Annotated in this window: 22 protein-coding genes and 1 pseudogene; 10 read left to right on the forward strand and 13 right to left on the reverse strand. The window is 69.5% G+C overall.

Going from position 1 to position 26,630, the window contains the following annotated elements:
• On the reverse strand, positions 1 to 233 hold a 233-nt coding region (locus VP06_RS23035), incomplete at its 3' end, for a MucR family transcriptional regulator (protein WP_048466132.1).
• A 364-nt stretch (positions 234 to 597) separates the two neighbouring features.
• On the opposite strand from VP06_RS23035, the gene VP06_RS23040 reads away from it, so the two are divergent.
• Entirely contained in the window at positions 598 to 1,968 is a 1,371-nt protein-coding gene (locus VP06_RS23040) for an MBOAT family O-acyltransferase (RefSeq protein ID WP_048466133.1), read from the forward strand.
• Positions 1,955 to 2,938, forward strand: coding sequence for a hypothetical protein (locus VP06_RS23045; RefSeq protein ID WP_048466134.1), 984 nt, complete (start codon positions 1,955 to 1,957; stop codon positions 2,936 to 2,938). The genes VP06_RS23040 and VP06_RS23045 overlap by 14 nt, the downstream gene beginning before the upstream one ends.
• Positions 2,939 to 3,068: 130 nt before the next feature.
• Here the strand turns inward: VP06_RS23045 and VP06_RS23050 are convergent, their stop codons facing one another.
• A complete protein-coding gene (locus VP06_RS23050; protein WP_048466135.1) occupies positions 3,069 to 3,530 on the reverse strand; it encodes an Rrf2 family transcriptional regulator in 462 nt (153 codons plus the stop codon).
• A gap of 111 nt (positions 3,531 to 3,641) precedes the next feature.
• On the opposite strand from VP06_RS23050, the gene hmpA reads away from it, so the two are divergent.
• Both hmpA and VP06_RS23060 read left to right on the forward strand, forming a co-directional pair.
• A complete protein-coding gene (gene hmpA, locus VP06_RS23055) occupies positions 3,642 to 4,886 on the forward strand; it encodes an NO-inducible flavohemoprotein (RefSeq protein WP_048466136.1) in 1,245 nt (414 codons plus the stop codon).
• Between the two features lie 259 nt (positions 4,887 to 5,145).
• Positions 5,146 to 5,826, forward strand: a complete 681-nt coding sequence (locus tag VP06_RS23060) for a nitroreductase (RefSeq protein ID WP_048466137.1) — start codon at positions 5,146 to 5,148, stop codon at positions 5,824 to 5,826.
• Between the two features lie 323 nt (positions 5,827 to 6,149).
• Here VP06_RS23060 and VP06_RS23065 read toward each other — a convergent pair whose 3' ends face one another.
• The 3 genes from VP06_RS23065 to VP06_RS23075 are packed head-to-tail and all read right to left on the reverse strand — an operon-like array spanning position 6,150 to position 8,838.
• Positions 6,150 to 7,025 carry an SMP-30/gluconolactonase/LRE family protein gene (locus VP06_RS23065; protein ID WP_048466138.1) on the reverse strand — a complete coding sequence of 292 codons (876 nt, stop codon included), beginning with the start codon at positions 7,023 to 7,025 and terminating at the stop codon, positions 6,150 to 6,152.
• Positions 7,022 to 8,047 carry an aldose epimerase family protein gene (locus VP06_RS23070; RefSeq protein WP_048466139.1) on the reverse strand — a complete coding sequence of 342 codons (1,026 nt, stop codon included), beginning with the start codon at positions 8,045 to 8,047 and terminating at the stop codon, positions 7,022 to 7,024. Before VP06_RS23070 ends, VP06_RS23065 begins: the two co-directional genes overlap by 4 nt.
• Positions 8,044 to 8,838 carry a FadR/GntR family transcriptional regulator gene (locus tag VP06_RS23075; protein WP_048466140.1) on the reverse strand — a complete coding sequence of 265 codons (795 nt, stop codon included), beginning with the start codon at positions 8,836 to 8,838 and terminating at the stop codon, positions 8,044 to 8,046. Before VP06_RS23075 ends, VP06_RS23070 begins: the two co-directional genes overlap by 4 nt.
• Before the next feature lie 134 nt (positions 8,839 to 8,972).
• On the opposite strand from VP06_RS23075, the gene VP06_RS23080 reads away from it, so the two are divergent.
• The 4 genes and pseudogenes from VP06_RS23080 to mmsB all read left to right on the forward strand — a co-directional run.
• Entirely contained in the window at positions 8,973 to 9,731 is a 759-nt protein-coding gene (locus VP06_RS23080; protein WP_048466141.1) for an SDR family NAD(P)-dependent oxidoreductase, read from the forward strand.
• 429 nt (positions 9,732 to 10,160) lie between these two features.
• Positions 10,161 to 11,225: a multiple monosaccharide ABC transporter substrate-binding protein gene (chvE, locus tag VP06_RS23085; RefSeq protein ID WP_048466142.1), complete on the forward strand. Its 1,065-nt coding sequence runs from the start codon at positions 10,161 to 10,163 to the stop codon at positions 11,223 to 11,225.
• Positions 11,225 to 12,808: a multiple monosaccharide ABC transporter ATP-binding protein gene (gene mmsA / locus VP06_RS23090; protein WP_048466143.1), complete on the forward strand. Its 1,584-nt coding sequence runs from the start codon at positions 11,225 to 11,227 to the stop codon at positions 12,806 to 12,808. The genes chvE and mmsA overlap by 1 nt, the downstream gene beginning before the upstream one ends.
• A 91-nt stretch (positions 12,809 to 12,899) precedes the next feature.
• Positions 12,900 to 14,024 (forward strand): annotated as a pseudogene (gene mmsB / locus VP06_RS23095) (multiple monosaccharide ABC transporter permease); the annotation flags it as partial.
• 349 nt (positions 14,025 to 14,373) lie between these two features.
• Here mmsB and VP06_RS23100 read toward each other — a convergent pair.
• The gene (locus VP06_RS23100) at positions 14,374 to 15,318 is read right to left on the reverse strand and encodes a LysR family transcriptional regulator (RefSeq protein ID WP_245291281.1); all 945 of its coding nucleotides are present in this window, start codon (positions 15,316 to 15,318) and stop codon (positions 14,374 to 14,376) included.
• 88 nt (positions 15,319 to 15,406) lie between these two features.
• Positions 15,407 to 15,664, reverse strand: coding sequence for a hypothetical protein (locus tag VP06_RS23105; protein ID WP_048466146.1), 258 nt, complete (start codon positions 15,662 to 15,664; stop codon positions 15,407 to 15,409).
• A 194-nt stretch (positions 15,665 to 15,858) separates the two neighbouring features.
• Between VP06_RS23105 and aroQ the strand changes: the two genes are divergently transcribed.
• Entirely contained in the window at positions 15,859 to 16,305 is a 447-nt protein-coding gene (gene aroQ / locus VP06_RS23110; protein WP_048466147.1) for a type II 3-dehydroquinate dehydratase, read from the forward strand.
• Between the two features lie 226 nt (positions 16,306 to 16,531).
• On the opposite strand, the gene VP06_RS36565 is transcribed toward aroQ, so the two are convergent.
• From VP06_RS36565 to VP06_RS23120, 3 genes are all read right to left on the reverse strand, one after another.
• Positions 16,532 to 16,708, reverse strand: a complete 177-nt coding sequence (locus tag VP06_RS36565) for a hypothetical protein (RefSeq protein WP_156295730.1) — start codon at positions 16,706 to 16,708, stop codon at positions 16,532 to 16,534.
• Positions 16,709 to 17,180: 472 nt separating this feature from the next.
• Complete coding sequence (locus tag VP06_RS23115) at positions 17,181 to 18,326, reverse strand: alpha-hydroxy acid oxidase (RefSeq protein ID WP_048466148.1); 1,146 nt, start codon at positions 18,324 to 18,326, stop codon at positions 17,181 to 17,183.
• An 86-nt stretch (positions 18,327 to 18,412) separates the two neighbouring features.
• Positions 18,413 to 20,080, reverse strand: coding sequence for an L-lactate permease (locus VP06_RS23120; RefSeq protein WP_048466152.1), 1,668 nt, complete (start codon positions 20,078 to 20,080; stop codon positions 18,413 to 18,415).
• A 261-nt stretch (positions 20,081 to 20,341) separates the two neighbouring features.
• Here VP06_RS23120 and VP06_RS23125 point away from each other — a divergent pair, with 261 nt between their 5' ends.
• Positions 20,342 to 21,124, forward strand: a complete 783-nt coding sequence (locus VP06_RS23125) for an FCD domain-containing protein (RefSeq protein ID WP_048466149.1) — start codon at positions 20,342 to 20,344, stop codon at positions 21,122 to 21,124.
• 250 nt (positions 21,125 to 21,374) lie between these two features.
• Here the strand turns inward: VP06_RS23125 and VP06_RS23130 are convergent, their stop codons facing one another.
• The 3 genes from VP06_RS23130 to VP06_RS23145 all read right to left on the reverse strand — a co-directional run bounded on the left by VP06_RS23130 (position 21,375) and on the right by VP06_RS23145 (position 26,327).
• Positions 21,375 to 24,548 (reverse strand): efflux RND transporter permease subunit, encoded by a 3,174-nt coding sequence (locus VP06_RS23130; protein ID WP_048466150.1) that lies wholly within the window; start codon positions 24,546 to 24,548, stop codon positions 21,375 to 21,377.
• A 13-nt stretch (positions 24,549 to 24,561) separates the two neighbouring features.
• On the reverse strand, positions 24,562 to 25,821 hold the full coding sequence (locus tag VP06_RS23135; protein ID WP_082167571.1) for an efflux RND transporter periplasmic adaptor subunit: 1,260 nt from the start codon (positions 25,819 to 25,821) through the stop codon (positions 24,562 to 24,564).
• A 158-nt stretch (positions 25,822 to 25,979) separates the two neighbouring features.
• Positions 25,980 to 26,327: a hypothetical protein gene (locus VP06_RS23145; RefSeq protein ID WP_053081997.1), complete on the reverse strand. Its 348-nt coding sequence runs from the start codon at positions 26,325 to 26,327 to the stop codon at positions 25,980 to 25,982.
• Between the last annotated feature and the right edge of the window lie 303 nt (positions 26,328 to 26,630).

Consider the following 26,630-nt stretch of genomic DNA (forward strand, 5'->3'; position numbering starts at 1 on the left):
AGGCTGATCAGGTAGTCCGGGGTCACCGTCTTCTTGATCGGCATCAGCGGCACCGGCTTCTCGGCCTCCTTGGCGGCGGCCGGCTGGCCGAGGGAGACGAAGGCGGTGTGCACGGCACCGATCAGGCCGGCCAGGTCGGCGGCGGGCACGGAGTTGTTGGCGACGTAGGCCGATACGACATCGGCGGCGAGGGCGACGAAATCGACCTCCTGGACCCAGTCTTCTTGTGACACGGAGAAACATCCTAACGAAACGCCCGCTCGACGGGCTTAGGCGCAATATCGGCCCGCGCGCCACGGTTTCAACCCGCCGCCGCACGGTCACCCCTGAATTTCCCACAGATGCTTTCGAGAATCGGCCAGGCTTCCCATCGTGCCGCAGGGTCGTGAGGCGCCCGGAAATGCACGAAACCCTTGCGCCGGCGCCGCGCTACACGGCCGCCTACTCGGCAACGAGGATCGAAACGGCGCATTCCGGGAGGCGGAATGAGTGCAAATAGCTCAGGGGCCCTGCCGTCACCGGTACGAAATCTCGCGCGTGGTGCTTTCCCTGGCGTCGCACTTGCCCTAACGCCGAAGCACGACCGGCGAGCGCCGCATGCCTTTCAACTCTCTGCCGTTCCTCCTGCTGTTCCTGCCGGTGGCGCTCGGGCTGCATGCCCTCTGCGTCGCCCGGCGGCCGGGCTGGCGCGTCGCCTGGCTCGCCAGCCTGTCCTTTGCCTTCTACGGCTGGTGGGACCTGCGCGTCGTGCCGCTGCTCGTCGGCTCGGTTGCGCTCAACTGGCTCGCCGGGGAAGCGTATCGGCGCAGCGGGCGCAGTGGACTCCTCGCCGCGGCGATCGTCGTCGATCTCGGGCTGCTCGGTGTCTGCAAGTATCTCGGCTTCTTCGCCGGTCTGGCCGACGCCGTCACCGGCGCGGATCTGCCGCAGGTGTCCCTGGCCCTGCCGCTCGGCCTTTCGTTCTTCACCTTCCAGCACATCGCCTACCTGGTCGACCTGCGGCGCGGCGCGGCCGACCGGATGACGCTCGCCGAATATGCCGTCTATGTGGCGTTCTTCCCCCGCGTGATCGCCGGCCCCCTGGTGCGCGCGTCCGAACTCGTCCCCCAGCTGCGTGCGCCCGAGCCACCTTCCGCCGACAGCGCCGCCCGCGGCGTGATGCTGCTGACCGCCGGCCTCGCCAAGAAGGTGTTTCTCGGCGACGGGCTGGGCGCCTGCGTCGATCCGCTCTGGGCCGCCGCCGCCGCGGGCGGGCAGCCGGATGCCGCCACCGCCGCGCAGGCGACGATCGGCTATGCGCTCCAGCTCTACTTCGATTTCTCGGGCTATACCGACATGGCGCTCGGCCTCGCGCTCCTGTTCGGCATCGTCCTGCCTGAGAACTTTCGCGCGCCCTACCGGGCGGTCTCGATCCAGGATTTCTGGCGCCGCTGGCACATCACCCTGTCGCTCTTCCTGCGCGACTACCTCTACATCCCGCTCGGCGGCAGCCGGCACGGCGTCCCGCGCCAGCTCCTGGCGCTCTTCGCCACCATGGCGCTCGGCGGGCTCTGGCACGGGGCGGGACTCACCTTCGTCGCCTGGGGGGCGGCGCACGGGATCGCGCTCGGCCTGCACGTGCTGTGGCGCCGCGCCGGCCTGCGCCTGCCGGCGGCGGCGGGGTTTCTCGCGACCCTTGCCTTCGTCTGCCTCGCCTGGGTGCCGTTCCGGGCGCCGGACTTTGCGACGGCGCTTGCGGTCTATCGCGGGCTCCTCGGCCTCGGCACCGAGGCCGGAGGCACCGCCGCGTTCTGGCCCCTCGCCGCCGCCGCCGCGGCGCTGGCGATCCTCGGCCCCACCGCCCGCGAGGCGGTGGAGCGCCTGGTCCCGACGCCTTTCGCCGCCGCCGCGACCGCCCTGCTGCTGGCCGCGATCCTGCTCCAGGTCGGCAACGATTCCAACCAGGCCTTCCTCTATGCCCGCTTCTGAGGCCGCTTCCCGCCGCTTCCTCGCGCTGACGGCCGGCCTCCTGGCGCTTCTCGTCACCCTGGTGGCCGGGCGGGTGATCTGGTTCGACGCCTACTGGATCTTTCGCCAGGATCCCCCCTGGCGGGCGGTGACCGGCGGCAACAGCCGCCTCCTCGATCGCCAAACCCGCCGGGCCAAGGTGTTGCAGGCGCTGACGCGCCCCTACGACCTCGCGCTGATCGGCTCCTCGACGGTGTATCACGGCCTCGATCCCGCCGACGTGACCGCGGTCGCGCCGGACCGGGTCTTCAATGCAGGCATCTCGGCGATCATCGCCACGGAATTGCCGGTGATCGCCGCGGTCGTCGCCTCCCGGGCCCCGGCCCGGGCGACGCTCGGGCTGGATTACTACATGTTCTCGCGGCCCAGCGTGCCGGTGCATCTCGACGCCGCGCTGGCCGGCCCGAGCGGCCGGCTCGCGGCCCTGATGGGCAGCGTGCTGGGCCGCTACGCCCTCGCCGACAGCCGGCTCGCGGCGGTCGCGGGCGGCGATGATCCGGGGGCCTGGACAAGGGCCGGCTTTCGCGTCACCCCACCCCTTCCGGCGGCCCTGACCGCGGAGAACGACGCCACGCGCCGGCGCAGCACGGCCCCGTTCCGGCCCGAGACCCTGGCGGGTCTCGCCCTCGCCCTCGACCGGCTCTCCGGCCTCGACCTGACGGTCTACCTCTCGCCGGTGAGCGATGCGCAACGGCGGGTGCTGGCCGATCTCGGCCTGACCGACGACCTCTCGCGGTGGCGCGAGGCGGTGATGCGGCTCTGCGCCGCCCATGGGCGGCCGGTGCTCGACCTCACGGGCCTGGGGGATCCCTATCCGTTCGATCCGGCCCGGGGCTCGACGCCCGCCTGGCTCGACAACCTGCATTACACGCCGCTGATCGGCCGGCAGGTGCTGGAGCGGCTCGGCCTGCGGCGGGCGGCGGGCCCGTAGCGGCCCCTCATCCGCGACGAGGCCGTCGACCCGGTCTCCAGGTTCCGATGTCAGGCCCCGACTTCCGGGATCGTGGGCTTGGCGGTCCGTCGCGGGCGGAACCGACGGTCGACCGAACGACCGTCGGTCGTCAGGCCCCCACCCGTTCACCGCCCGGCCCTGGCAAGCCCAGCAGCCGCGCCAGATCCGGCGCCGCACCTCCCGCCAGCAGGTCCGCCAGGGTGTAGCCGTCGAGCACCGCCAGGAAGGCGTTGAGCGCCTCGGTGAGGGCACGGCGCAGGCGGCAGGCCTGGGTGATGGCGCAGCCGCCGTCACCGAAGCACGCGACCAGGGCCAGATCCTCCTCCGTCAGCCGCACCACCGCCCCGATCACGATCTCGCCCGGAGGACGCGCCAGGTGCAGGCCGCCGCCGCGGCCGCGGATCGTCCGCACCAGGCCGAGCCGGCCGAGCTGGTGCACCACCTTGGTCAGGTGGTTCTCGGAGATGCCGTAGGCCCGGGCGATCTCGGCGATGGAGCTTTGCCGCGGCTCGTTGGCGCCGAGATAGAGCAGCGTGCGCAACGCATAATCGGTGTAGCGCGTCAGCCGCATGGGAGCCTCGCTCGTCTCATAACATGTAACTCCTATACACCTTCAAACGGCCGCGCTAAAAGGTTCGCGTGAAATACACCTTTTGAGCCCAACGGACCATTGAGCCGCATCATGCCGTCCCCGCTGAGCCCCGCCACCATCGCCATCGTCAAAGCCACGATTCCCGCCCTCGAGGCCCACGGCCTCGCGATCACCCGCCGGATGTATGAGCGCCTGTTCGAGGATCCGGCGATCCGCGACCTGTTCAACCAGTCGCATCACGGCGAGACTGGATCGCAGCCCAAGGCCCTGGCCAATGCGGTGCTGGCCTATGCGCGCAACATCGACAACCTCGGCGCGCTGGCCAGCGCGGTCGAGCGCATCGCCCAGAAGCATGTCACCCTGGCGATCCTGCCCGCCCACTACCACGCCGTCGCCGATGCGTTGCTCGGGGCGATCCGGGACGTGCTGGGCGAGGCCGCGACGCCGGAGATCGGCGCCGCCTGGGGCGAAGCCTACTGGTTCCTGGCCGACATCCTGATCGATCGCGAGGCGGCGATCTACCACGATCACGAGGCGCAGCCCGGCGGCTGGACCGGCTGGCGCGACGTCCGGATCGAGAGCGTGACGATCGAGAGCGAGACGATCCGCTCCTTCGTGCTGGTGCCGGTCGATGGTGGACCGGTGCTGCGCCACCTGCCGGGCCAATCGCTCGGCATCCGGTTCGACCTGCCGGGCGAGGGCGTGCCGACGCGGAACTACTCGGTCTCCTGCGCGCCGAACGACCGATCCTACCGCATCACCGTCAAGCGCGAGGCGACGCCCGGCCGTCCGGCCGGCCTGGTCTCGTCCTGGCTGCACGATGCGGCCCATCCCGGCATGGTCCTGCCGATCGCGGCACCCGCCGGCGACTTCGTGCTCGACCGCGCCTCGTCGGCACCGGTGGTGCTGGTGAGCGGCGGCGTCGGCCTCACCCCGATGATGAGCATGCTGGAGACGCTCCATGCCGAGGCACCGGAGCGGCCGACCTGGTACGTCCACGGGGCGCTGAACGGCCGGGTCCACGCCATGGCGGCGCGCGCCCGGCAATTCGCTGCCGAGCGCCCGGCGCTCCGCCTGCACACGGTCTACGAGGCGCCGGAGGCCACGGACCGGCTCGGCGTCGATCACGACGCGATCGGCCGCATCACGCCGGAATGGCTCGTCGCCCATACCCCGGCGGCGGAGGCGACCTATTACCTGTGCGGCCCCAAGCCCTTCCTCGCCAGCCTGGTCCACGGCCTCGCCCGCCTCGGCGTGCCGGCGGAGCGGATCCGCTATGAGTTCTTCGGGCCGGCGGACGCCCTGGTGGAGGAGGTGCCGCGGGTGGCGGCGTAACGGCGCACATCGGTCGGGTCGCACGCCGGTCGCCTTGATCGACGAGAGCGAAGCCCACCGAGACGCCTGAAAGCCGGTCGGCGCGGTCGGGGTCTGCAAGCAGGCCGCCAGGCGACAGGCGGCCTGCCCCTTGGCTCTCAAGTCCCCGCGAGGACCCCGCGGTCGCGGCTGGCGGTAGCGCGCGAGGCCAGAGCGGTTAGGGTGGTTCGCGCCACAGGCGCCGGCCGCACCGAAGACGGTCCGAACGGGGGAGACGGCCATGACCGAGCGCAACGCGGTCGACGCGGCGATCACGAGCCGGCGCAGCGTGCGGGGTTTCCGGCCCGATCCGGTACCGGAGGCGACGATCCGCGACCTGATCGCGCTGGCCGGCCGGGCGCCGAGCGGCAGCAACATCCAGCCCTGGACGGTCCACGTCGTGACGGGCAGCGCCCTGCGGCGCCTCACCGGTGCCCTCTCGGCCGCCCATGACAACGACGTGCCGGAGGCCCGCGAGTACGAGTACTATCCGGTGACCTGGCGCGAGCCGTATCTCGGCCGGCGCCGGGCGCTCGGCTGGCAGCTCTACGGGCTCGCCGGGATCGCAAAAGGCGACAAGGCGGGCGCCAAGCGCCAGATGGGCCGCAACTTCACGTTCTTCGGCGCGCCGATCGGCCTCGTCTTCACCATCGCCCGCGACCTGGAGCAGGGCAGCTGGCTCGATTACGGCATGTTCCTCCAGACCCTGATGCTCGCCGCCCGCGGCCGCGGCCTCGATACCTGTCCGCAGGCGGCGATCGCGAGCTATCCCGGGGTGGTGCGGGCAGAGCTCGGCATCCCGGAGAGCGAGATGGTGGTGTGCGGGATGGCGCTGGGCTTCGCCGATCCGGAGGAGCCGGTGAATCGGTTACGGGCGGAGCGGGAGCCGGTCGAGGTTTACACGACGTTTCACGAGGCATGACGGTCGTCGTGTTCAACAGCCATGATCGCTGTAGACATTGGGCGATCAGTGCATAAAACGATTTCTCGATCTCAGCAGACTTGCGTTGACAGGCCCACGCTTCGTCCGCTGAGAGCATTTTCCGACGAAGTGGATACCGGTTCGTCGTAGAAAATGCGGCAAAATCAAATGCCTGGAGCACCGCCCGATTGCAACGTGATCGGGCGGTGCTCAAAGCGACAGATCGCATGGCCGATCGGCGGCGATCGATCCTCTCCGCCAATGCCCCAGGGATCGCCGTCGCTCGCGCGGCGCACGCCCGGCCCCTGCCTCATGCCGCCCCGCTACGCCACCCGCACCACCGGCTCGAACCGCCCCTTCACCTTCACCGGGACGGTAAACGTCCGCCCGGCGAAGCGGTCGTCGGTGCGGTCCGGATCGATGCCTTCCGTCGCCGAGGTGACCACCAGGGTGTCGGCGTCCGGCCCGATGAAGGCCGGGCAGGTCACCTGACGGGCAGGCAGGGCGATGCTGCGCACCCGCGTCCCGTCCGGCGCATAGGCATCGAGGCTGGCGCCGCCCCAGCGGGCGTTCCAGACCAGGCCCTCTTCGTCGATCACCGCGCCGTCCGGCGCCCCCTCGGAGGGCGGAATGGTCACGAAGACCCGGCGGTCGCCGGTGGGCAGGCCGGTGGCCGGATCGGTCGCGACGCGCCAGATCGTGCCGGCCTGCGAATCGGCGAAGATCGCGCGCGTGCCATCGGCCGAGAACGCGATGGCGTTGGGGATGGTCAGGCCGGAGAACAGGGTGCGGACCTCGCCGCGGAAGAACCAGTAGATCGCGCCGAACCCGGATTCGGCGTGCTTGCCCATCGTGCCGAGCCAGAGCGCCCCGCTCGGATGGACCCGGCCGTCATTGGAGCGGGTCTCGGGCCGGTCGGCCTCGAGCGGCACCAGACGCCGCATCCGTCCGGTGGCGATGTCGCGCAGGTACAGCCCGTCCTCGGCCCCCAGAAGCAGGGTGGCGTCGTCGACCCGCGCCACCATCGAGGCCATCACCGGCAGATCGTGCAGGGTGGTGGTGCCGCCCGAGAACGGCCGCTCGCACAGGTGCCGGCCGAGGATGTCGAGCCAGTAGAGCCGGCCGAGGCCGGGATGCGCCGCCGGCCCCTCGCCGAGCAGGCAGGCGTGGTCGCAGAAGAGTCCGGCCCAGCCGCTCATCGGGCCGTCTCCGTCGTGAAGCGGTACGCGATGATCTGGCGGTAGGTCTCGCCTGGGCACAACACGGCGCTCGGGAAGCCTGGATGGTTGGGTGCGTCGGGATAGGCTTCGGGTTCGAGGCACAAGGCCGAGCGGGCGGCATAGCCCAGGCCCGCCCTGGCGAGCTGGGCACCGTCGTAGAGCTGGACCGCAGGCGCCGTGGCGAGCACCGTCAGCGTCACGTCGCTGCCCGCCGCGGTGACCCGGGCGACGGGACGGGGCTCCGCAATGGTCTCGCGTCCGACCACGAAGGCGTGGTCGAAGGCGTGGGTCCCGATCCGCGTCGGGCGGCGCAGGTCGAAGCGCGTGCCGGCGACCGGGGCAACCTCGCCGGTCGGGATCAGCCCCTCGTCGACCGGCAGGTAGGACTCGGCCGCGATCGCGATCACATGGTCGTCGATCGTCGAGGCCGGGACGCCGTCCGGTGGCAGCGTCAGGTTGAAGTAGCTGTGGTTCGTCAGGTTCACGACGGTCGGCTTGTCGGTCGTCGCCGTCAGGGTGATGCGCAAGGTGCCGGGGCCGGTGATCGCGTAGGTGCAGGCGACACCGAGGGCGCCCGGATAGCCTTCCTCGCCGTCCTCGGCCCGGTAGGCGAGGGTCACGCTGCGCGGGCCCACCTCCGTGAAGGTCCAGTTGCGGCGGGAAAAGCCCTCCGCGCCGCCATGCAGGTGGGCGCGGCCGGCCTCGTTGCGGGGAAGCTGGTAGGCCGTGCCGTCGAGGCTGAAGCGCCCGCCCGCGATGCGGTTGGCGAAGCGGCCGACGATCGCCCCGCATTGCGGGGTCCTCGCCACGTAGTCGTGAGGATCGTCGCGCCCGAGCACCATCGGGCGGCCCTGGAAGTCGAGCCGGCGGAGCACCGCCCCGAGGCTCAGGATCGCCACGCCGAGCCCGTCGCCCTCCAGCCGCGCTTCGAGGATCGGGCTGCCGTCCGGCATCGTCCCGACCGGGACGGGGCCACGGGTGCTCGGATCTCGGGGGCTCATGGACGCTTCCTCACGGAACCGGCTTCCGACCGGATCGGGCCAGCACAAGGGTAGGGCGCGGAACCGGTGGTCTCCACTGCCGCGGCGCCATTCCGCAGCCCGTCGCGCACCACCACCTCGGTCGCCGTCGCGGCGGCCGCGGGGTCGCCGGCGCGGATCGCCGCCGCGATCGCCGCGTGGGCGCGCCAGGAGGTCTCGTGCGCCTGCGGGTCGGTCGGCCGGCTCATCCGGAAGACCACGTCGAGGGCGGCCTCGGTCACGGCGCCGACGGAATGCATGAAGACGTTGCCGGAGGCATCGGCCAGCGCGAGGTGGAAGGCGAGGTCGGCGCTGGCGAAGGCCGGGTCGAGGCCCGGCGCCGCGCGCATCGCGGCGACGCAGGCGTCGAGGATGTCGATGTCGCCGTCGGTCCGGCGCTCGGCGGCGAGCGCCGCCGCCGCCGGTTCGATCGCCAGGCGGATCTCGGCGAGGTCGTGCAGGAAGCGCCGATCGATCCCGGCATCGAGGGTCCAGGCGAGCACGTCGCGGTCGAACAGGTTCCAGGCCGCCCGCTCGCGCACCCGGGTGCCGACACGGGTGCGGGCCTCCAGCAGCCCCTTGCCCGACAGGGTCTTGACCGCCTCGCGCAGGACCGTGCGCGACACGCCGAAGCGCGCGAGCAGCGTCGGCTCGCCAGGGAGCACGGCGCCTTCGGGAAAATGACCGGCGACGATGCCGGTGCCGAGCGCCCGGGCCACCCGGGCATGGCCCGGCCCCGGCAGAGGCACGATCGCGACGCCGCTTTCATCCAAGGTTGCATCCTCCCACCGCGTTTCGCCTCTTGCCCGGGGGTCAGGATTCCGCGATAAGGGCCAGGCCACTGGAATAGTCATATTAAATGATTTTCAGTGCGTCGAGCGGACCGGCGGGCTTCAGGGAGGAAGCGGTGGCGGCACTCTATCCGGACCTTGCGGGCAAGGTCGTGGTGGTGACGGGCGGCGGCTCCGGCATCGGGGCGGAGCTGGTCCGGCACTTCGCCCGGCAGAAGGCCCGGGTCGGTTTCCTGGACATTGCGGACGCGCCCTCGCGGGCCCTGGCCTCCGAACTGGCGGAGGAGGGCCTCGCGGTCGCCTTCGAGCATGCCGACGTCACCGACATTCCTGCGCTCCAGGCCGCGATCGGCCGCATCCGCGACCGCTTCGGCCCGGTCGACGTGCTGATGAACAACGCCGCCCATGACGAGCGTCACGCCACCGAGGAGGTGACGGAGGCGTATTGGGACGGCCGCATCGCCGTGAACCTGAAGCACCAGTTCTTCGCCGCCCAGGCCGTCCTGCCCGACATGAAGGCGAAGGGCGGCGGCGCGATCGTCAATTTCGGCTCGGTGTCGTGGATGATCGGCCAGGGCGGCATGGCCGCCTACACCGCCTGCAAGTCGGGGGTGATCGGGCTCACCCGCTCGCTCGCCCGCGATTTCGGCCCCTTCAACATCCGCGTCAACGCCCTGGCGCCGGGCTGGATCATGACCGAGCGCCAGCTCGCCCTCTGGGTGACGCCGGAATCCGACGCCGAGATCAATGCCCGTCAGTGCCTCAAGCGCAAGCTGGTGCCGGCGGATGTCGCCCGCTTCGCGGTGTTCCTCGCCTCGGAGGAGGCCGGGGCCTGCACCAACCAGCATTACGTGGTGGATGGTGGATGGGTGTGAGAGGAGGGCCGGCTTCCGCAGGTCTGTCGGAAGCCGGTCATGGCGCGGGGTTTCTTCTCTCCCCGCGGGTGGGAAGAGGGCCGTGTCGCCGTCCAGAAGACACGGCGAGCCGATAGGGCGAGGGTGAGGGGGTATCTCCGGATGAGGCTCCTCCGGCATCACCCCCTCACCCTCGCTCGGGCTGCGCCTCCGCTCGTCACGACCCCGACAAAGGGCGCGTGACCCTCTCCCCGCCCGCAGGGAGAGGCGAAATCGGCGCCATGTCCTTCACGGTTGGCCGTTGGGGCTCCCGGGCAGACGTCGCGGGCCGTCCCACCTGCCAGCCACACGACAGACACTCACCCCCGGCAGACTGGCAGGATGCCATCCTGCCGGGCACGACTCACCGGCAGCCCCGCGCGACCAAGATGCGGGGATTTGGGAGGAACCATGACGTCGTTCGTCGCCCTCGTCGGCGGAGCCCTGATGGCTGCCGCGATGCTCGCAACACCGGCCCAAGCCCAGCCGAAGGGCAAGATCGGCGTCTCGATGCCGACCAAGTCGTCGGCGCGCTGGATCGCCGACGGCCAGGGCCTGGTCCAGGCGCTCAAGGCCAAGGGCTACACCCCCGACCTGCAATATGCCGAGGACGAGATCCCCAACCAGCTGTCGCAGATCGAGAACATGATCGCCACCGGCGCCAAGGTGCTGGTGATCGCCGCGATCGACGGCACCACCCTGTCCGACGTGCTGCAACAGGCGAGCGACCGTGGCATCAAGGTCGTCGCCTATGACCGCCTGATCCGCGGATCGAAGACCATCGATTACTACGCCACCTTCGACAACTTCCAGGTCGGTGTGCTGCAAGGCAGCTACATCGTCGACAAGCTCGGCCTCAAGGACGGCAAGGGCCCGTTCACCATCGAGCTGTTCGGCGGCTCGCCGGACGACAACAATGCCTATTTCTTCTACGACGGCGCGATGTCGGTGCTGAAGCCCTACATCGATGCGGGCAAGCTGAGCGTGCCGAGCAAGCAGCTCGGGATGGACAAGGTCTCGACCCTGCGCTGGGACGGCGCGGCGGCCCAGGCCCGGATGGACAACCTGCTCTCCGCCTTCTACGGCACCAAGCGCCTCGACGCGGTCCTGTCGCCCTATGACGGCATCTCGATCGGCATCATCTCGTCGCTGAAAGGAGTCGGCTACGGCTCGTCCGACCAGCCGATGCCGGTGATCACCGGCCAGGACGCCGAGATTCCCTCCGTCAAGGCGATCATCCGCGGCGACCAGAGCATGACGGTGTTCAAGGACACCCGCGAGCTCGCCAAGGTGACGAGCGACATGGTCGACGCGATCTCGACCGGCGGGCAGGTCCAGGTCAACGACACCAAGACCTACAACAACGGCGTCAAGGTGGTGCCATCCTATCTGCTCAAGCCGGTGACGGTCGACAGATCGAACTGGGAAAAGGTTCTGGTCGAGAGCGGCTATTACAAGGCCCAGCAGGTCAAGTGATGGCGGCGTCCCCGGCCCCGCGCGCGGCGCCGAGCGCATCCCCGATCCTGGAGATGCGCGGCATCACCAAGGCGTTCCCGGGCGTGAAGGCGCTCGACAACGTCACCCTCGCCGTCCGCGCCGGCGAGATCCACGCCGTCTGCGGCGAGAACGGGGCCGGGAAGTCGACCCTGATGAAGGTGCTGAGCGGGGTCTACCCCGCCGGCTCCTATGACGGCCACATCCTGTTCGACGGCGAGGAGCGGCTTTTCTCCGGCATCCCGGACAGCGAGGCGCTCGGCATCATCATCATCCACCAGGAACTCGCCCTGGTGCCGCTCTTGTCGATCGCGGAAAACATCTTCCTGGGCAACGAGGCGGCGTCGCGCTTCGGGGTGATCGACTGGCCGCTCGCCATGGCGCGCACCCGCGACCTGCTGGCCCGGGTCGGCCTCGACGAGGCGCCCGAAACGCTGGTGACCGATCTCGGCGTCGGCAAGCAGCAGCTCGTCGAGATCGCCAAGGCGTTGTCGAAGCGGGTGCGGCTCCTCATCCTCGACGAGCCGACCGCCTCGCTCAACGAGAGCGACAGCGCCGCGCTCCTCACCCTGCTGGAGGCATTCCGCGATCAGGGCATCACCTCGATCCTGATCTCGCACAAGCTCAACGAGATCGCCCGGGTCGCCGACAGCGTCACGATCCTGCGCGACGGCGCCAGCGTCGAGACCCTGGCCAGGGAGGCGATGCTGGGGCCGGACGGCAATCTGAACGAGGACCGGATCATCAAGGGCATGGTCGGGCGCGACCTCGCCCACCGCTATCCGCCGCGGGAGGGCGTCACGATCGGCGAGCCGCTCTTGGAGGTGACGGGCTGGAGCGTGCGCCACCCGCTCCACCCCGACCGGCTGGCGGTGCAGGATGTGAGCCTGACGGTCCGCCGCGGCGAGGTCGTCGGCATGGCGGGGCTCCTCGGGGCCGGGCGGACCGAGTTCGCCATGAGCCTGTTCGGCGGCGCCTACGGCCAGCGCGTCGCCGGCCAGGCGCGGTTGCGGGGCCAACCCGCCGATCTCGGCAGCGTCGAGGCGGCGATCCGGGCCGGCCTCGCCTACGCCACCGAGGACCGCAAGGGCTACGGCCTCGTCCTGCACGAGGACATCCGCACCAACGTGTCGCTGGCCAATCTCGCGGGCGTCGCGGCACGCGGCGTCATCGACGAGGACCGGGATCGGGCGGTGGCGGAACGCTACCGCGAGCGCCTGCGCATCCGCTCGTCGGGCATCGACCAGGCCACGGTGAACCTGTCGGGCGGCAACCAGCAGAAGGTCGTGCTGAGCAAGTGGCTCTTCGCCGATCCGGACGTGCTGATCCTCGACGAGCCGACCCGCGGCATCGATGTCGGCGCCAAATACGAGATCTACGCGATCATCAACGACCTCGCCCGGCAGGGGAAGGGCGTGCTGATCATCTCGTCGGAGATGCCGGAGCTTTTGGGGATGTGCGACCGCATCCTGGTCATGAACCGCGGCCGCATCGTCGGCGAACTCCCCGCGGCGCAAGCCTCACAGGAGGCGATCATGCGGGCCATCGTCACCTCGGGAGGATAAGACAGCCATGAGCGACACCGCCACTCCCGTCCAGCAGGCGCCGCGCCCCCCGGCCCTTGCGGGCCTCAACGCAAAAGCCTTCTCCGGCTCGCTGCGCGATTATGGCATGATCCTGTGCCTCGTCGGCATCGTCATCTTCTTCCAGGTCTTCACCGACGGGGCGCTCCTGCGCCCGCTCAACCTCACCAACCTGGTGTTGCAGAACAGCTACATCGTGGTGATGGCGCTCGGCATGCTGCTGGTCATCGTCGCCGGGCATATCGACCTGTCGGTCGGCTCGACCGCGGGCTTCATCGGGGCGCTCGCCGCGGTCCTGATGGTGCAGATGGGCCTGCCTCCCCTGCTCGCCACGGTGCTGTGCCTCGTCGCCGGCGGGGTCATCGGCGCGGCGCAAGGATGGTGGGTGGCTTACTTGCGCATCCCGTCCTTCATCGTGACGCTCGCCGGCATGCTGGTGTTCAAGGGCCTGACCCTGGCGCTGCTCGCCGGCCAGTCGGTCGGGCCGTTCCCGCCGGACTTCCAGAAGCTCAGCTCCGGCTTCATCCCGGACATCGTCACCGGCGGCCCGCTGCGCATCACCTCGGTGCTGGTGGGCGTCGCGCTGGCCGTCATCCTCGTCGGCTCGAACCTGCGCCGGCGGCTGGGCCAGCAGCGCCAGGGCTTCACGGCGGAGCCGATCGGCGCCTTCGCGCTCAAGAACGCGCTCGTGGCGGCGGTGATCGTCGCCTTCAGCACCTGGCTTGCCACCTATCGCGGCCTGCCGAACGTGCTGATCGTGATGTTCGCGCTGATCCTGCTCTACCGCTTCGTCACCAGCCGGACGGTGATCGGCCGGCGCATCTACGCGCTCGGCGGCAACGAGAAGGCGGCCAAGCTCTCCGGCATCAACACCGAGCGCCTGACCTTCCTCACCTTCGTCAACATGGGGGTGCTCGCCGCGCTCGCCGGCCTGATCTTCGCCGCCCGCCTCAACACCGCGACGCCGAAGGCGGGCCTCGGCTTCGAACTCGACGTGATCGCCGCCTGCTTCATCGGCGGCGCCTCGGCCTCGGGCGGCGTCGGCAAGGTCACCGGCGCGGTGGTCGGCGCGCTGATCATGGGCGTGATGAACAACGGCATGTCGATCCTTGGCATCGGCATCGACTACCAGCAGGTCATCAAGGGGCTGGTGCTGCTGGGGGCGGTGAGCATCGATCAGTATTACCGCAAGCGGTGAAGCAGGAGGCGGCGTTCGACCGCCGCCTCCGAGAGTTTTTTCAAGACGATTTCGATGAGCAGCACCAAAGTTCGAAAGAAACCGACCGTTGGTTCCGCTCTCCAATTTTCGCTAATTCTTTGTCTTATTATCGAAAATTTGAGATGGTTGATCGGCCCGGTGCGTCAGCATCTTGGGCCGATGGTATGAAACCCTCCTTCGAGGCTGCGGTTGGCCGCACCTCAGCTCGACATTTTTCTAATTTTCAAGGACCGTGGGGCCTGGGCGGACACCGGGATCGTCAGGACCGTGACGTGGGACCTGCACGAATGACCCCGGGCGAGTCCGTGACCGACCCCGGCAGGCGGCGTCAGCCCTCACCGCCCCGCACCCGCTCGGTCGCGAGGGCCGGCGCGCCGAACCACTCCGTCCGCATCGCCTCGCGCAAGAGCGCGCCGACCGCCGGGGCGTGCGGCCGGCCGCGGACGGTGACGAGGTTGACCTCGCGCGAGAAGTCCGGCTCGACCAGCGGGCGGGCGACCACCCCGGGATGGGTCACGCAAGAGCGCGGCATGAAGCCGAAGCCGAGGCCTGAGGCGATCATCGCCAGGATCCAGTCGTCGCGCTCGCTCCGGTAGATCGTCTCGCAGTCTTTGCAGCCCTGCGCCTCCCAGATCGGGCCGGCGACGCCGCGGAACTCGCAATTGAGGCGCTGCACGTAGTGCTGGCCGCTGAGATCCTGTGGGCGGATGGCCGCGAGGGCGGCGAGCGGGTGGCCAGGCTCCACCGCGATCACCATCGGCTCGCGGAACAACGGGAGGAGGTGGAGCCGCGGATCGGGCTCGCGGCCCGGAAGGCAATAGAGCGCGACCTCCAGCGAGCCCGCCAGCAGACGTTCCTCGAGAGCCCCAGCGCTCGCATCGACGATGTCGAGCTCGAGATCCGGGTGGCGCGACCGGAGGCCACCGATGAGCCCGACGAGGGCATCGGGCTGGATCGTGCACATCACCCCAAGGGTCAGGCGGGTGCGGCGCTGGCGGCCGAAGGCGCGGGCCTGGGCCTGGGCGGCCTGCGCCTTGGCGTAGACCTCCTCCAGGTAGGGCCGGACGGTGCGGCCCAGTTCCGAGAGCTGCGTGCCCGTGCGCTCGCGGTGGAACAGGGCGCCGCCCAGCTCCTCTTCCAGGAAATGGATCGCCCGGGTGAGGGAGGGCTGGGTGACGTTGCAGGCCTGGGCCGCCCGGGTGAAGTTGTGCTCCTCGCACAACGCGAGGAAGTAGCGGATCTGGTGCATCTCCATGGTCGTCCCCCGCAGCATCGGCCTCGCACCGAACGGCCCCGCTGCCGGGGACGGTCCTGAGGCTAGCATTGCGGAGGCCGATCGGGAACGAGGCCACGACGCTCCGTCAGCACCACGGGCAGGACGGCCAGGCCGGCGGGTCGGAGGGCCGCACCGGCGCGACCGTGCTGCGCACCGCCGGGGGCGCCCGCCGCGCCGACCGGGCACCGGCCTCGCCGTAGCCGGCATAGGACGGGGGTGCGGGCATCGCGACCACGACGGCCTCGTCGCGGCTCTCGGGATGCAGCAGAGACTGGGTCCAGGCATGGGCGGATCCGGTCGAGAAGGCGGCGAGCACGACACCGGCGAGAAAAAGGCTGCGCATTGGAAGCGGGTCCTTGAGGGGAGCGGGACCGGATGTCCCGCGTCGTCGAGGAGGATCATCGCCGCAGCGGCCCCCCGCGGGCCAATGCCGTTCGCCTATCGTGGCGATACCGTCCGGCTCTGATGCGGCGGTTGACGGGAGGCGGCAGAGCGGCGCCTAACGCATGTCCCCGTGCCCGGCCAAGGAGCCCCGACATGAGCCGCCTCGTCACCGTGCTGAACGGCCCGAACCTGAACCTGCTCGGCAAGCGCCAGCCGCACATCTACGGCAGCGAAACGCTCGCCGACGTCGAAGCATCCTGCCGGGCGCTCGCCGGCGAGCTGGGCGTGGAGATCCGTTTCCACCAGTCGAACCGCGAATATGAGATCATCGACTGGATCCACGAGGCGCGCGAGACCGCCGGCGGCCTCGTCATCAACCCGGCGGCCTTCACTCACACCTCGGTGGCGATCCTCGACGCGCTCAATACCTTCGAGGGGCCGGTGATCGAGGTGCACATCTCGAACGTGCACAAGCGCGAATCCTTCCGCCACCATTCCTACGTCTCGCTGCGCGCCGACGGGGTGATCGCAGGCCTCGGCACGCAGGGCTATCTGCTGGCGTTGCGCCAGGTCGCGCAGCTCATCGGCGAGAAGGCGTGACGCACCGACCCCGTGTCCGAACGCGACGGTGACGAGCCTCCCCTCGTCGGAGGACGGAGGCTCTCGCGGGAGATCGCCCGCGCCTGAGATCGCGGCCGCCATGACGGGGCGGACGTCTCCAGGCCAGCGGCTCGAGGTCGCGGGTCAATCCTCCGGCTCCCGGCGGGCTCGACGCCGAGGAACGAACCGGCCGGCAGCGCCGCCCAGTCGTCCACGAGGAATGGGTTCATGAGGTTGTTGTCCCGGGCCCGGAATCAGTTGTGGTGTCCGCCAGGGCGAAGTGGCCCTGGAGAAGCGCGGTCGGTTCCTTCTCGTCCCGGATGACCTGGAGGGTCGCGGCCACGACGAGCTGGCAGACGCGCCCGAACTGGTACTCGGCCGCCGGGGCGATGCGGTTCGGCATGTCCCCCTCCGCAAGGGTGCCGAGCCCGAGGTGATGGAGACGCCCTCACCATCTATCAGTATTATAGAAAAATGGATTGACACCCTGATCTGTGGTCTGGTTCGCGGAGTCGCCCTGACGTGAGCGGATTGACACCATCGACGGCGTCAAAGGCATCGCATCGGGCAGCGCGAATGACTTGCAGCGCCTCGCACCCAAGCAAAGCAAGACACAGCGGGGCAATCTATTCCTCCTGACTGCCACAATATCCTGGCTATCCTGCGTCTTTCCTCCGTCCGCATCATGATGCGGATTCTCTATCGGAATTCAATATATTTCCAGACAGACTCTATGAAATGGAACCGAACATAGAAATCTTTGCCTGAATCACTTCGGCCGTCGGCCTCATCAGGTCGGAGCCATGAGATCAGAGCACTTCCCGACCAGGTTGCAATCGGGGCGTGCTCTAGGCGCCCGGCCGACGCAGCCGGCATCAGGAGAAGCGCAGGTTGGCCCGCGTGAGCTGGTCGATTGAGGCGCATCCCATCAGCCGCATGTCCCGCTCGATCTCGGTCCGCATCAAGTCGAGCGCCCGTTCCACGCCGGCCTGGCCGGCGGCGACGAGCGGGAACAGGTAGTAGCGGCCGAGTCCGACGGCCTTCGCCCCCAGTGACAGCGCCTTCAGCACGTGGGTGCCGCGCTGCACGCCGCCATCCATGATCACGTCGATCCGGTCGCCGACCGCGTCTACGATCTCGGCAAGCTGGTCGAAGGCCGTGCGCGACCCGTCGAGCTGCCGGCCGCCATGATTCGACAGGATGATGCCGGTGCAGCCGATCTCGACCGCGCGCCGGGCATCCTCCACCGACATCACGCCCTTCAGGCAGAACTGGCCGCCCCAGTCCCGCACCATCGCGGCGACGTCGTCCCAGGACAGGCTGGGATCGAGCATCTCGGTGAAATAGCGGCTGATCGACAGCGCGCCGCCGCCCAGATCGACGTGGCCGTCGAGCTGCGGCAGCGTGAAGCTCTCGTGGGTCAGGTAGTTGATCGCCCAGGCGGGTTTCAGCGCGAACTGCATCATTCCCGCGAGGGTGAGACGGAACGGGATCGAGAAGCCCGTCCGCTTGTCGCGCTCGCGGTTGCCGCCGGTGATGCTGTCGACGGTCAGCATCATGACCTCGATGCCCGCCTCCTTGGCGCGGGCCATCATCGCGCGGTTCAGGCCGCGGTCCTTGTGGAAGTAGAACTGGTAGACCTGGGGACCGCCGCTGATCCGGCGCGCCTCCTCCAGGCTCACCGTCCCGAGGGAGGAGACGCCGAACATCGTCCCGTACTTGCCGGCCGCCGCCGCGACGGCGCGCTCGCCCTGGTGATGGAAGAGCCGCTGGAGAGCGGTCGGCGAGCAATAGACCGGCAGGGCGAGGCGCTGGCCCATGACCGTCACCGACATGTCGATCTCGCCTACGCCGCGCAGGACGTTGGGCACCAGGTCGCAGCGTTCGAAGGCGGTCGTGTTGCGGCGGTAGGTGACCTCGTCGTCGGCGCCGCCGTCGATGTAGTCGAAGATCGGTCCGGGCAGTCGCGCTTTCGCCATGCGCCGGAAATCGTGGAAGCTGTGGCAGCTCTTCAATCGCATCTCGGGTCTCCGCGGGCGCACGGCGCCGCCGCAGGCATCGAACGGGGGAGGGCCGGGAGCGGGCATCCGCCCCCAGCCCGATGGCCTCAATGGGTGATGGCCGGGACCGCCGCGTGCGGCACCATCGCGGTGAAGGGCGGCACGTAGGCTTGCAGCATCACCAGGAGGCCGACGAGGCCGGCGAGCGCGATCGAGTGGAAGAAGACGTAGCGCAGGATCTTCGCCTCGCCGCCATACCACTGCGTCGCCGTGGAGGCGACGACGATCGATTGCGCGTCGATCATCTTGCCCATCACGCCGCCGGAGGAGTTGGAGGCGGCCATCAGGACCGGCGACAGGCCGAGCTGCTCCGCCGTGATCTTCTGCAACCCGCCGAACAGCACGTTCGAGGCGGTGTCCGAGCCGGTCAGCGCGACGCCGAGCCAGCCGAGCATGGCCCCGAAGAAGGGGTAGATCCAGCCCGTCCGGGCGAAGGCGAGGCCGAGCGTGGCGTCGGTGCCCGAATACTTGGTGACGTAGCCCAGCGCCAGCATCGCCGAGATGGTGACGAGCGAGTAGCGCACGAGCCAGGCGGTGCGGCCGTATTCCCGCACGAGCTTGACCGGGCCGAAGCCGAGGATCAGGCCGCCGACGATCGCCGAGAGCAGGATGCCGGTGCCGGTCGCCGAAAGCAGGTTGAGCGTGTAGATCGCCGCCTCGCTATGGGCTTGGGCGACGACCGGCGGCACCTTGACCACGAGGTTGTGCAGGTAGGGGACCGGCATCTTCCAGACCCAGAGCGCGTCGAGCCAGACGCGGAATTGCGGCGTGCCCCAGGCGAAGACGAACACCGAGAGGATGAGCCAGGGCAGCCAGGCCCGGAACACGGCGCCGGTGCCGTGGGTCCGCCGCGCCACGGCCGGGGCTTCCTGCGCCTCGACATCGGTGGCCGTCCAGATCCGGGCCGGCTTCCAGACCCGCAGGAAGCCCGCGAGCGCCGCCATCGAGGAGATCGCCGCGACCACGTCGACGAGCCACGGCCCGTGGAAGTTGGAGACGAGGTATTGCGGGACCGCGAAGGCGAGGCCGGCGACCAGCAGCGCCGGCCACACCTCCAGCATGCCCCTGCGGCCGGCGAAGGCCCAGATCAGCCAGAACGGCACGAGGAGCGAGAAGAACGGCAGCTGCCGCCCGATCATCGCGGACAGCTCGATCAGGTCGAGGCCGGTGACGGCGGCGAGCGCGATCACGGGCGCGCCCAGCGCCCCGTAGGCGACGGGCGCGGTGTTGGCGATGAGCGAGAGGCCGGCCGCCGCGAGTGGCGTGAAGCCAAGGCCCATCAGCATGGCGGCCGTCACCGCCACCGGGGTGCCGAACCCCGCCGCGCCCTCGAAGAAGGCGCCGAACGAGAAGGCGATGAACAGGAGCTGGAGGCGCCGGTCCGGGGTGATGCCGGCGATCGAGTCCCGCAGGATGTCGAACTGCCCGGTGCGCTCGGTCAGCCGGTAGAGGAAGATCACGTTCAGGATGATCCAGCCGATCGGCAGGAGCCCGAAGGCGGCGCCGTAGACCGCCGTGGCGCCCGCCATCGGGGCTGGCATCCCGAAGCCGAGCACCGCCACGCAGAGGGCCACGACGAGCCCGAGGAGCGCCGCGACATGCGCCTTCAGGTGCAGGAGGCCGATGCCGCCGAGCAGCACCGCGATCGGCAAAGCCGCCAGCGCCGTCGACCACAGCGTGTTCGACAGCGGATCATAGACTTGGTTCCAACTCACGGCGTCGTCCTCCCGGTGCATGGTTCGATCGGTGCGGCGACCGGGCAGCCTCCATCGTCGTCCCTGAGCGCGTGGCATACGCGCAGGGACCCGGGGCCGTTCTCGCCGATCCGCAATCGAAGCCCTGGCTTCCTCAATGAGCCACTGGCATGATCTTGGTAAAATGATTTTACCAAGCACGTCAACTGGACATCGCGGTTGCCCGCGCTAAGGTCCGGCGGCCGGTGTGATGCATCGGGGGCCTGCATCGGGGAGCACGAGATGGAGTCGGAGCCGATCAAGGGTGCGAGCGTCGCCGAGAGCACGGCCCGCCACCTCAAGGACCTGATCCTCGAAGGCGCCCTCAGCCCGGGCGATCTCCTGCTGCCCGAGCGCGACCTGGCGGTGCAGCTCAACGTGTCCCGGCCGACCCTGCGCCAGGGCATCAAGATTCTGGAGGACGAGGGCCTCCTCGTCTCGACGCCGGCCGGGCGCTCGGTCGCCTCCCTCGGCCGCGAGATCACCGATCCGCTGATCGCGCTCATCGCCTCGCATGCCGAGGTCGTGGACGATTACCTGGAGTTCCGGGCGACGACCGAACGGATGGCGGCGCGCCTCGCCGCCGCGCGGGCGAACGAGGTCGACCGCGAGCGGCTGACCGCCTGCATGGAGCGCATCGACCGCGCCCACGAGAGCGGCGTGCAGCGCGACGAGGCGGATGCGGATGTCGACCTGCACATCGCGGTCTACGAGGCGAGCCACAACCTCGTCGTCCTGCACACGATGCGCGCCCTGTCGGGCATGCTGCGCCAGGGCGTGATCGAGAACCGCGAGTTGCTGTTCTCACGCCCCGAGACGCGCGACCAGCTGCGCGCGCAGCACCGGGCGATCTACGAGAGCGTGATGGCCGGGAAGGTGGAGGAGGCCGGCGATGCGGCCGAAGCGCATATCCACTACACCCACCGCGCCCTCGACGAGATCAAGGCGTCGGAGGCCCGCTTGCAGGTGTCGCTGCGCCGGCTGAATGGCGGCCGCGTCTCGGCGCGGCAGAGGCCTGAGCGTTGAGGAACCGGCCGGCCCGGCACCCGCGCGCGTGGATCTGCCGGGCCCGGAGAGGAGGCCATCATGACCGAGGGACCGCCGCACCTTCCGTGACCCTCGCGCCTAGTGCGATGGTCGCCACGCGAACGGATCTGGATGACGTGCCGCCGGTCGTCTCCGGCCGGGACGGTCACGGCGACATCCTCGAAGGGCCAGGGACGCGGGGGCCGGCCCCGGAGGCCGGCCCGCACACCCATGTCAGTGGCGATCCATGTCAGTGGCTATGCGCGTGGTCCCGCGCCGGCTCCGGTGCCTGAACCGCCTCCGGCGCCGCGTCGAGGTTCTCCTCCCTGACGCGCTTCCTCTGGAAGAACCGCATCGCGACGACGAAGAAGACCGGGACCAGGATCACCGCCAGCACGGTGGCGGAGATCATGCCGCCCATCACGCCGGTGCCGATCGCCTGCTGGCTCTTCGAGGCCGCGCCGGTCGCGATGGCAAGCGGCACGACACCGAAGATGAAGGCGAGGGAGGTCATGACGATCGGGCGGAAGCGCAGGCGCGAGGCTTCGACCGTGGCCGGGACCAGTTTGGTGCCCGGCTTCCAGAGTTCGCGCGCGAACTCGATGATCAGGATCGCGTTCTTGGCCGACAGGCCGATGATCGTGATGAGCCCGATCTTGAAGTACACGTCGTTGGGCATGTCCCGGATGAGCACGCCGGCGACCGACCCGATCACGCCGAGCGGGATGACCAGCATCACCGCGAGCGGGATCGACCAGCTCTCGTAGAGCGCGGCCAGGCACAGGAACACGATCAGCACCGAGAGGGCGAGCAGCAGCGTTGCCTGCGAGCCAGCCTGTTTCTCCTGGAGCGACTGCCCGGTCCAGGTATAGCCGAAGCCCTTCGGCAGCTGGGTCATCAGCCGCTCCATCTCGGCGATCGCCTCGCCCGAGGTGAAGCCCGCCGCCGGCTCACCGGTGATGCGGACCGACTGGTAGCCGTTGAAGCCGATGATCTGGGCCGGACCGACGCTCCATTTCAGGTGGGCGAAGGACGACATCGGCACCATCGTGCCGAGGTGGTTCTTGACGCCGTAATTCAGCAGGTCGGTGGCGTTGAGGCGCTGGCCGTCCTCGGCCTGGACGATCACCCGCTGCATCTTGCCCCGGTTGGGGAAGTCGTTGGTGTAGACCGAGCCGAGGTTGACCTGGATGGTGTCGTTGATGTCGGCGAAGTTGACGCCGAGCGCCGCTGCCTTCTCGCGGTCGATCACCAGTTCCGCCTGCGGCGCGGGCGGCAGGCCCTCGACATAGACGTTCTTGAGGATCGGGCTCTTGCGGGCGATCGCCAGCAACTGCTCCTGCGCCGCCATCAGGGCCGCGTAGCCCTTCTGGGCCCGGTCCTGGAGGCGGAAGCTGAAGCCCGAGGCGTTGCCGAGGTTGTCGATCGGCGGCGGCTCCAGCGCCTGGATCACCGCGTCGCGGTAGCTCGCCATCGCCTTGTTGGTGCCGGCGACGAGGGCCGCCGCCGACTGGTCCTTGCCACGCTCCGACCACGGCTTGAGCGTGACGAACGCCTGCGAGGTCATCTGGCCTTGCCCTGAGAACGAGAAGCCGTTGACGATCGTCACGGTCGCCACGCCCGGCTGGGCCAAGAGGTGCTCCTCGGTCTTCTTCACCGCCGCCAGCGTGCGGTTGAACGAGGAGCCCGGCGGGGTCTGGATGTCGACGGTGAAGAAGCCCTGGTCCTCGACCGGCAGGAAGCCCTCGGGCAGGCGCGCGAAGGCGTAGGCGACGCCCGCGACCAGGATCAGGTAGACCACCATCATCCGGCCGGACTTCTTCACCGCCCAGGCCACGCCGCGGCCATAGCGCGCCGTCTCGCGGTCGACGATGCGGTTGAACCAGCCGAAGAAGCCGCGCTTGGCGTGGTGATGGCCGGGCTCGACGGGCTTGAGCAGCGTGGCGCACAGCGCCGGCGTCAGCGAGAGCGCCAGGAAGGCCGAGAAGGCGATCGAGGTCACCATCGCGATCGAGAACTGGCGGTAGATGATGCCGACCGAGCCGGGGAAGAACGCCATCGGGATGAACACCGCGACGAGCACCAGCGTGATGCCGATGATCGCGCCGGTGATCTGGCCCATCGCCTTGCGGGTCGCCTCCTTGGGCGACAGGCCCTCCTCGGACATGATCCGCTCGACGTTCTCGACCACCACGATCGCGTCGTCGACCAGGATGCCGATCGCCAGCACCATGCCGAACATCGTCAGCACGTTGATCGAGAACCCGGCGAGCAGCATGATCGTGCAGGTGCCGAGCAAGGCGATCGGCACCACGATCGTCGGGATCAGGGTGTAGCGGATGTTCTGGAGGAACAGGAACATCACGATGAACACCAGCACCACCGCCTCGACGAGGGTGTGCAGCACCTTCTCGATCGACGCCTCGACGGCCGGGGTGATGTCGTAGGGGATGTCCCACTTCACCGTGTCGGGGAAGAACTGGGACAGCTCCACCATCTTGGCGCGGATCGCCTTGGCGGTGTCGAGCGCGTTGCCGTCGGGGGCGAGGGTCACCGAGATGCCGGCGGCCGGCCCGCCATTGAGCCGGGTGGTGAACTTGTAATCCTCGCCGCCCAGCTCGATCCGGGCGACGTCGCGCAGGCGCACGGTTGAGCCATCGGGATTGGCCCGCAGCACCACCGCGCCGAATTCCTCCGGCGCCCGCATCTGGCCCTTGACGACGATCGGGTAGTTGACCGCGTGGGTCTCCGGGCTCGGCTGGGCGCCGACGGCGCCGGACGCGATCTGGACGTTCTGGCGGGTGATCGCCTGGGTCACGTCGGAGGCGTTGAGCGACAGGCCGCGCAGCTTGTCGGGGTCGATCCAGACCCGCAACGACCGCTCGGTCGAGTACAGGGTGGCGCGCCCGACGCCCGGGATGCGGCGGATCTCGTTGATGACGTTGCGGATCAGGAAGTCGCCGAGCGCGACCTCGTCCATCGACCCGTCCTTGGAGACGAGGGTGATGATGTTCAGGGTCGCCGCCGAGGCTTCCTCGACCAGGATGCCCTGCTGGCGCACTTCCGCGGGCAGCCGCGCCTCGACGCGCTTCAAGCGGTTCTGCACCTCGACGCCGGCATAGCCCGGATCGGTGCCGGGCTCGAAATTCGCCGTGATCTCGACGACGCCGAACGAATCGCTCGCCGATTCGAAGCTCTGGATGTTGGCCGCGCCGTTCAGCTCATCCTCGATGAGGCGCGTCGTGCCGGTATAGAGGTCCTCCACCGAGGCGCCCGGGAAGGCGGTGGAGAGGGCGATCGAGGGCGGCGCGATGATCGGGTATTGCGCCACCGGCAGCATCGGGATCGTCAACACGCCGCCCAAGCAGATGAACAGCGCGACGACCCAGGCGAAAACCGGCCGGTCGATGAAGAAGCTCGCCAAGGTGGTGTCCTCCTCAGCGCTGTTCGGTCGAGGCGGGGGCAGGGTGAGCGCCCGCCGCCGCCGACGCGACCGTGGTGGTCTCGAACGGCACCGCCGCGACCTGGGTGCCGGCGACGATCTTCTGGAAGCCTTCGGCGACGACCCGGTCGCCCTCCTTCAGCCCGTCGCGGATGACCCACTGGCCCTCGACCACCGGGCCGACCTCGACCGGCTGGAGCACCACCTTCTGGTCGGAACCGACGAGCCAGACCTGGGCCCGGCCGTCGTTGGAGCGATGCACCGCCTGCTGCGGCACCGCGATGGCGTCGGAATCGATGCCCTGCTTGATCCGGGCGCGGACATACATGCCGGGAAAGAGTTCGCCGTGCGGGTTCGGCACCACGGCGCGCAGGGTCACCTGGCCGGTGCTCGGATCCGCGGTCACGTCGGAGAACAGCAGCCGGCCGGGCTCGGGATAGAGCGAGCCGTCGTCCATGATGACGCGCACGCTCGCCACGTCGGGGGCGAGGCGGTCGAGTTCGCCGCTCGCCAGGTCCCGGCGCAGCTTGTTCAGCTCGCCGACCGACTGGGTGATGTCGACATAGATCGGGTCGAGCTGCTGGATCGTCGCCAGGTTGCTGGCGGCGCCCTGCTCGACGAGGGCACCTTCCGTGACCAGGGCCCGGCCGATACGGCCCGAGATCGGCGCGCGCACATCCGTATAGCCGAGGTTGAGCTGGGCCCGGTCGCGGGCCGCCTTGGCACCGGCGACCTCGGCCTCGGCCTGCTTCTGGCCCGCGAAGGCGGCGTCGTACTGGGCCTGGCTCGCCGTCTGGCGGGACAACAGGGTTTCCAGGCGCTCGGCCTGCTGGCGGGCCAGCACCAGGGCGGCCTCCGCCTTGGCGAGCGTCGCCTCGGCGCTGGCGAGGTCGGCCCGGAACGGCATCGGGTCGATCTTGTAGAGGATGTCGCCTTCCTTGACCAAGCTGCCCTGCTCGAAGGTGCGCTTGATGACGAGGCCGGCGACGCGGGCGCGCACCTCGGCGATGCGGGTCGGCGCGGCGCGCCCGGGCAGGTCGCGCTCGTAGGGGATCGGCTGGTGCCTGACCGTCACGATCGAGACTTCCGGCGGGGCGGCCGGGGCCGCGGGGGCGGCGGCCTGCTGGGCCGGCTTGCAGGCGGCGAGCCCGAGGAAGAGGGCGGTCGCTCCGAGGAGGATGCGGCGGCGTTGGTTCACGGGTCGGTCTTTCCTGCGCGATGGGGAGCGGCCGGGGCGCGTCGCGCCGCCGGGCATCCGGGCAAAGGTCGAGGCGGGGCTCGCCGTCGGGCGAGCCTCGGATGCGCGCATTGGCGCTGCGGCCAAGGGCAGCGGCGAGCTTCGAGGCTCGCAGGCTTCCGAGGCGGAGATGTGACGGAGGATCCGCTTGCGCTAGGGAAGGAACCCGCCGCCCGTCAGACGCGGGTCTTCGGCGGTCGCTCAGGCAGGGCGGCGCCGGCCTGGACCAGGGCACCGAGGCGGCTCGGGGGCGTGAGCGTGGCGACCCCCGCCGTCGGCTTCTCGCACGGGCAGGCGAGATTCGGACTTGCCGCGCCGCTCTCGTCCGGGCGCGGATTGTCGACGCCGCCCGCCGTGAGGGTGCAGGCCGGGATCTTGACCCAATGCGCGTGGAGCGCCGCCATCGGCGAGGCGACATGGCTGGCGCGCAGGACAGGCTCGGGACGGCCGCCCGCGGCATCTGCCGCCGACATCGCCAGAAAGGCGAAGCCCAGGCCGAGAAGAGCCGTCGCGCAGAAACGCACGAGAGATGTCCAAAGACGATCGGTCACGGAGCGGAACAGTGGGGTGTCCGAGCGCACTGCACAAGGCGCCGCGACATTCTGTCAAAGCGGGCTGGATCCGGTGGTGCAGCCGGGACGCGGGAAGAGGCGCGCGATCCCCTCTCCCGACAGTGCCGGGCTTGCGGGGATCGCAGGAGAAGGGAAAGTGCACGCTATCTCAATCTGTTAGTTCTAAGATGAATGGCATGAATCCCCAAGAGCGCTGCCCGATCACGTTGCCATCGGGCAGCGCTCTCGGCCTTTGATTTTGCCGCATTGTCTGCG

Origin of the sequence: Methylobacterium aquaticum, from assembly GCF_001043915.1 — a bacterium.
GTDB classification, from domain to species: Bacteria; Pseudomonadota; Alphaproteobacteria; order Rhizobiales; family Beijerinckiaceae; genus Methylobacterium; species Methylobacterium aquaticum.

Bases quoted from the DNA above. Each gene is read 5' to 3' on its own strand.
- VP06_RS23135 (WP_082167571.1), bottom strand. From the start codon at position 25,821: ATGCCCGGCGGCGCGACGCGCCCCGGCCGCTCCCCATCGCGCAGGAAA.
- VP06_RS23125 (WP_048466149.1), top strand. From the start codon at position 20,342: ATGGAGTCGGAGCCGATCAAGGGTGCGAGCGTCGCCGAGAGCACGGCC.
- VP06_RS23115 (WP_048466148.1), bottom strand. From the start codon at position 18,326: ATGCGATTGAAGAGCTGCCACAGCTTCCACGATTTCCGGCGCATGGCG.
- VP06_RS36565 (WP_156295730.1), bottom strand. From the start codon at position 16,708: ATGCCGAACCGCATCGCCCCGGCGGCCGAGTACCAGTTCGGGCGCGTC.
- VP06_RS23040 (WP_048466133.1), top strand. From the start codon at position 598: ATGCCTTTCAACTCTCTGCCGTTCCTCCTGCTGTTCCTGCCGGTGGCG.
- VP06_RS23060 (WP_048466137.1), top strand. From the start codon at position 5,146: ATGACCGAGCGCAACGCGGTCGACGCGGCGATCACGAGCCGGCGCAGC.
- aroQ (WP_048466147.1), top strand. From the start codon at position 15,859: ATGAGCCGCCTCGTCACCGTGCTGAACGGCCCGAACCTGAACCTGCTC.
- VP06_RS23105 (WP_048466146.1), bottom strand. From the start codon at position 15,664: ATGCGCAGCCTTTTTCTCGCCGGTGTCGTGCTCGCCGCCTTCTCGACC.
- VP06_RS23100 (WP_245291281.1), bottom strand. From the start codon at position 15,318: ATGCTGCGGGGGACGACCATGGAGATGCACCAGATCCGCTACTTCCTC.
- VP06_RS23045 (WP_048466134.1), top strand. From the start codon at position 1,955: ATGCCCGCTTCTGAGGCCGCTTCCCGCCGCTTCCTCGCGCTGACGGCC.
- VP06_RS23070 (WP_048466139.1), bottom strand. From the start codon at position 8,047: ATGAGCCCCCGAGATCCGAGCACCCGTGGCCCCGTCCCGGTCGGGACG.
- chvE (WP_048466142.1), top strand. From the start codon at position 10,161: ATGACGTCGTTCGTCGCCCTCGTCGGCGGAGCCCTGATGGCTGCCGCG.
- VP06_RS23065 (WP_048466138.1), bottom strand. From the start codon at position 7,025: ATGAGCGGCTGGGCCGGACTCTTCTGCGACCACGCCTGCCTGCTCGGC.
- hmpA (WP_048466136.1), top strand. From the start codon at position 3,642: ATGCCGTCCCCGCTGAGCCCCGCCACCATCGCCATCGTCAAAGCCACG.
- mmsA (WP_048466143.1), top strand. From the start codon at position 11,225: ATGGCGGCGTCCCCGGCCCCGCGCGCGGCGCCGAGCGCATCCCCGATC.
- VP06_RS23050 (WP_048466135.1), bottom strand. From the start codon at position 3,530: ATGCGGCTGACGCGCTACACCGATTATGCGTTGCGCACGCTGCTCTAT.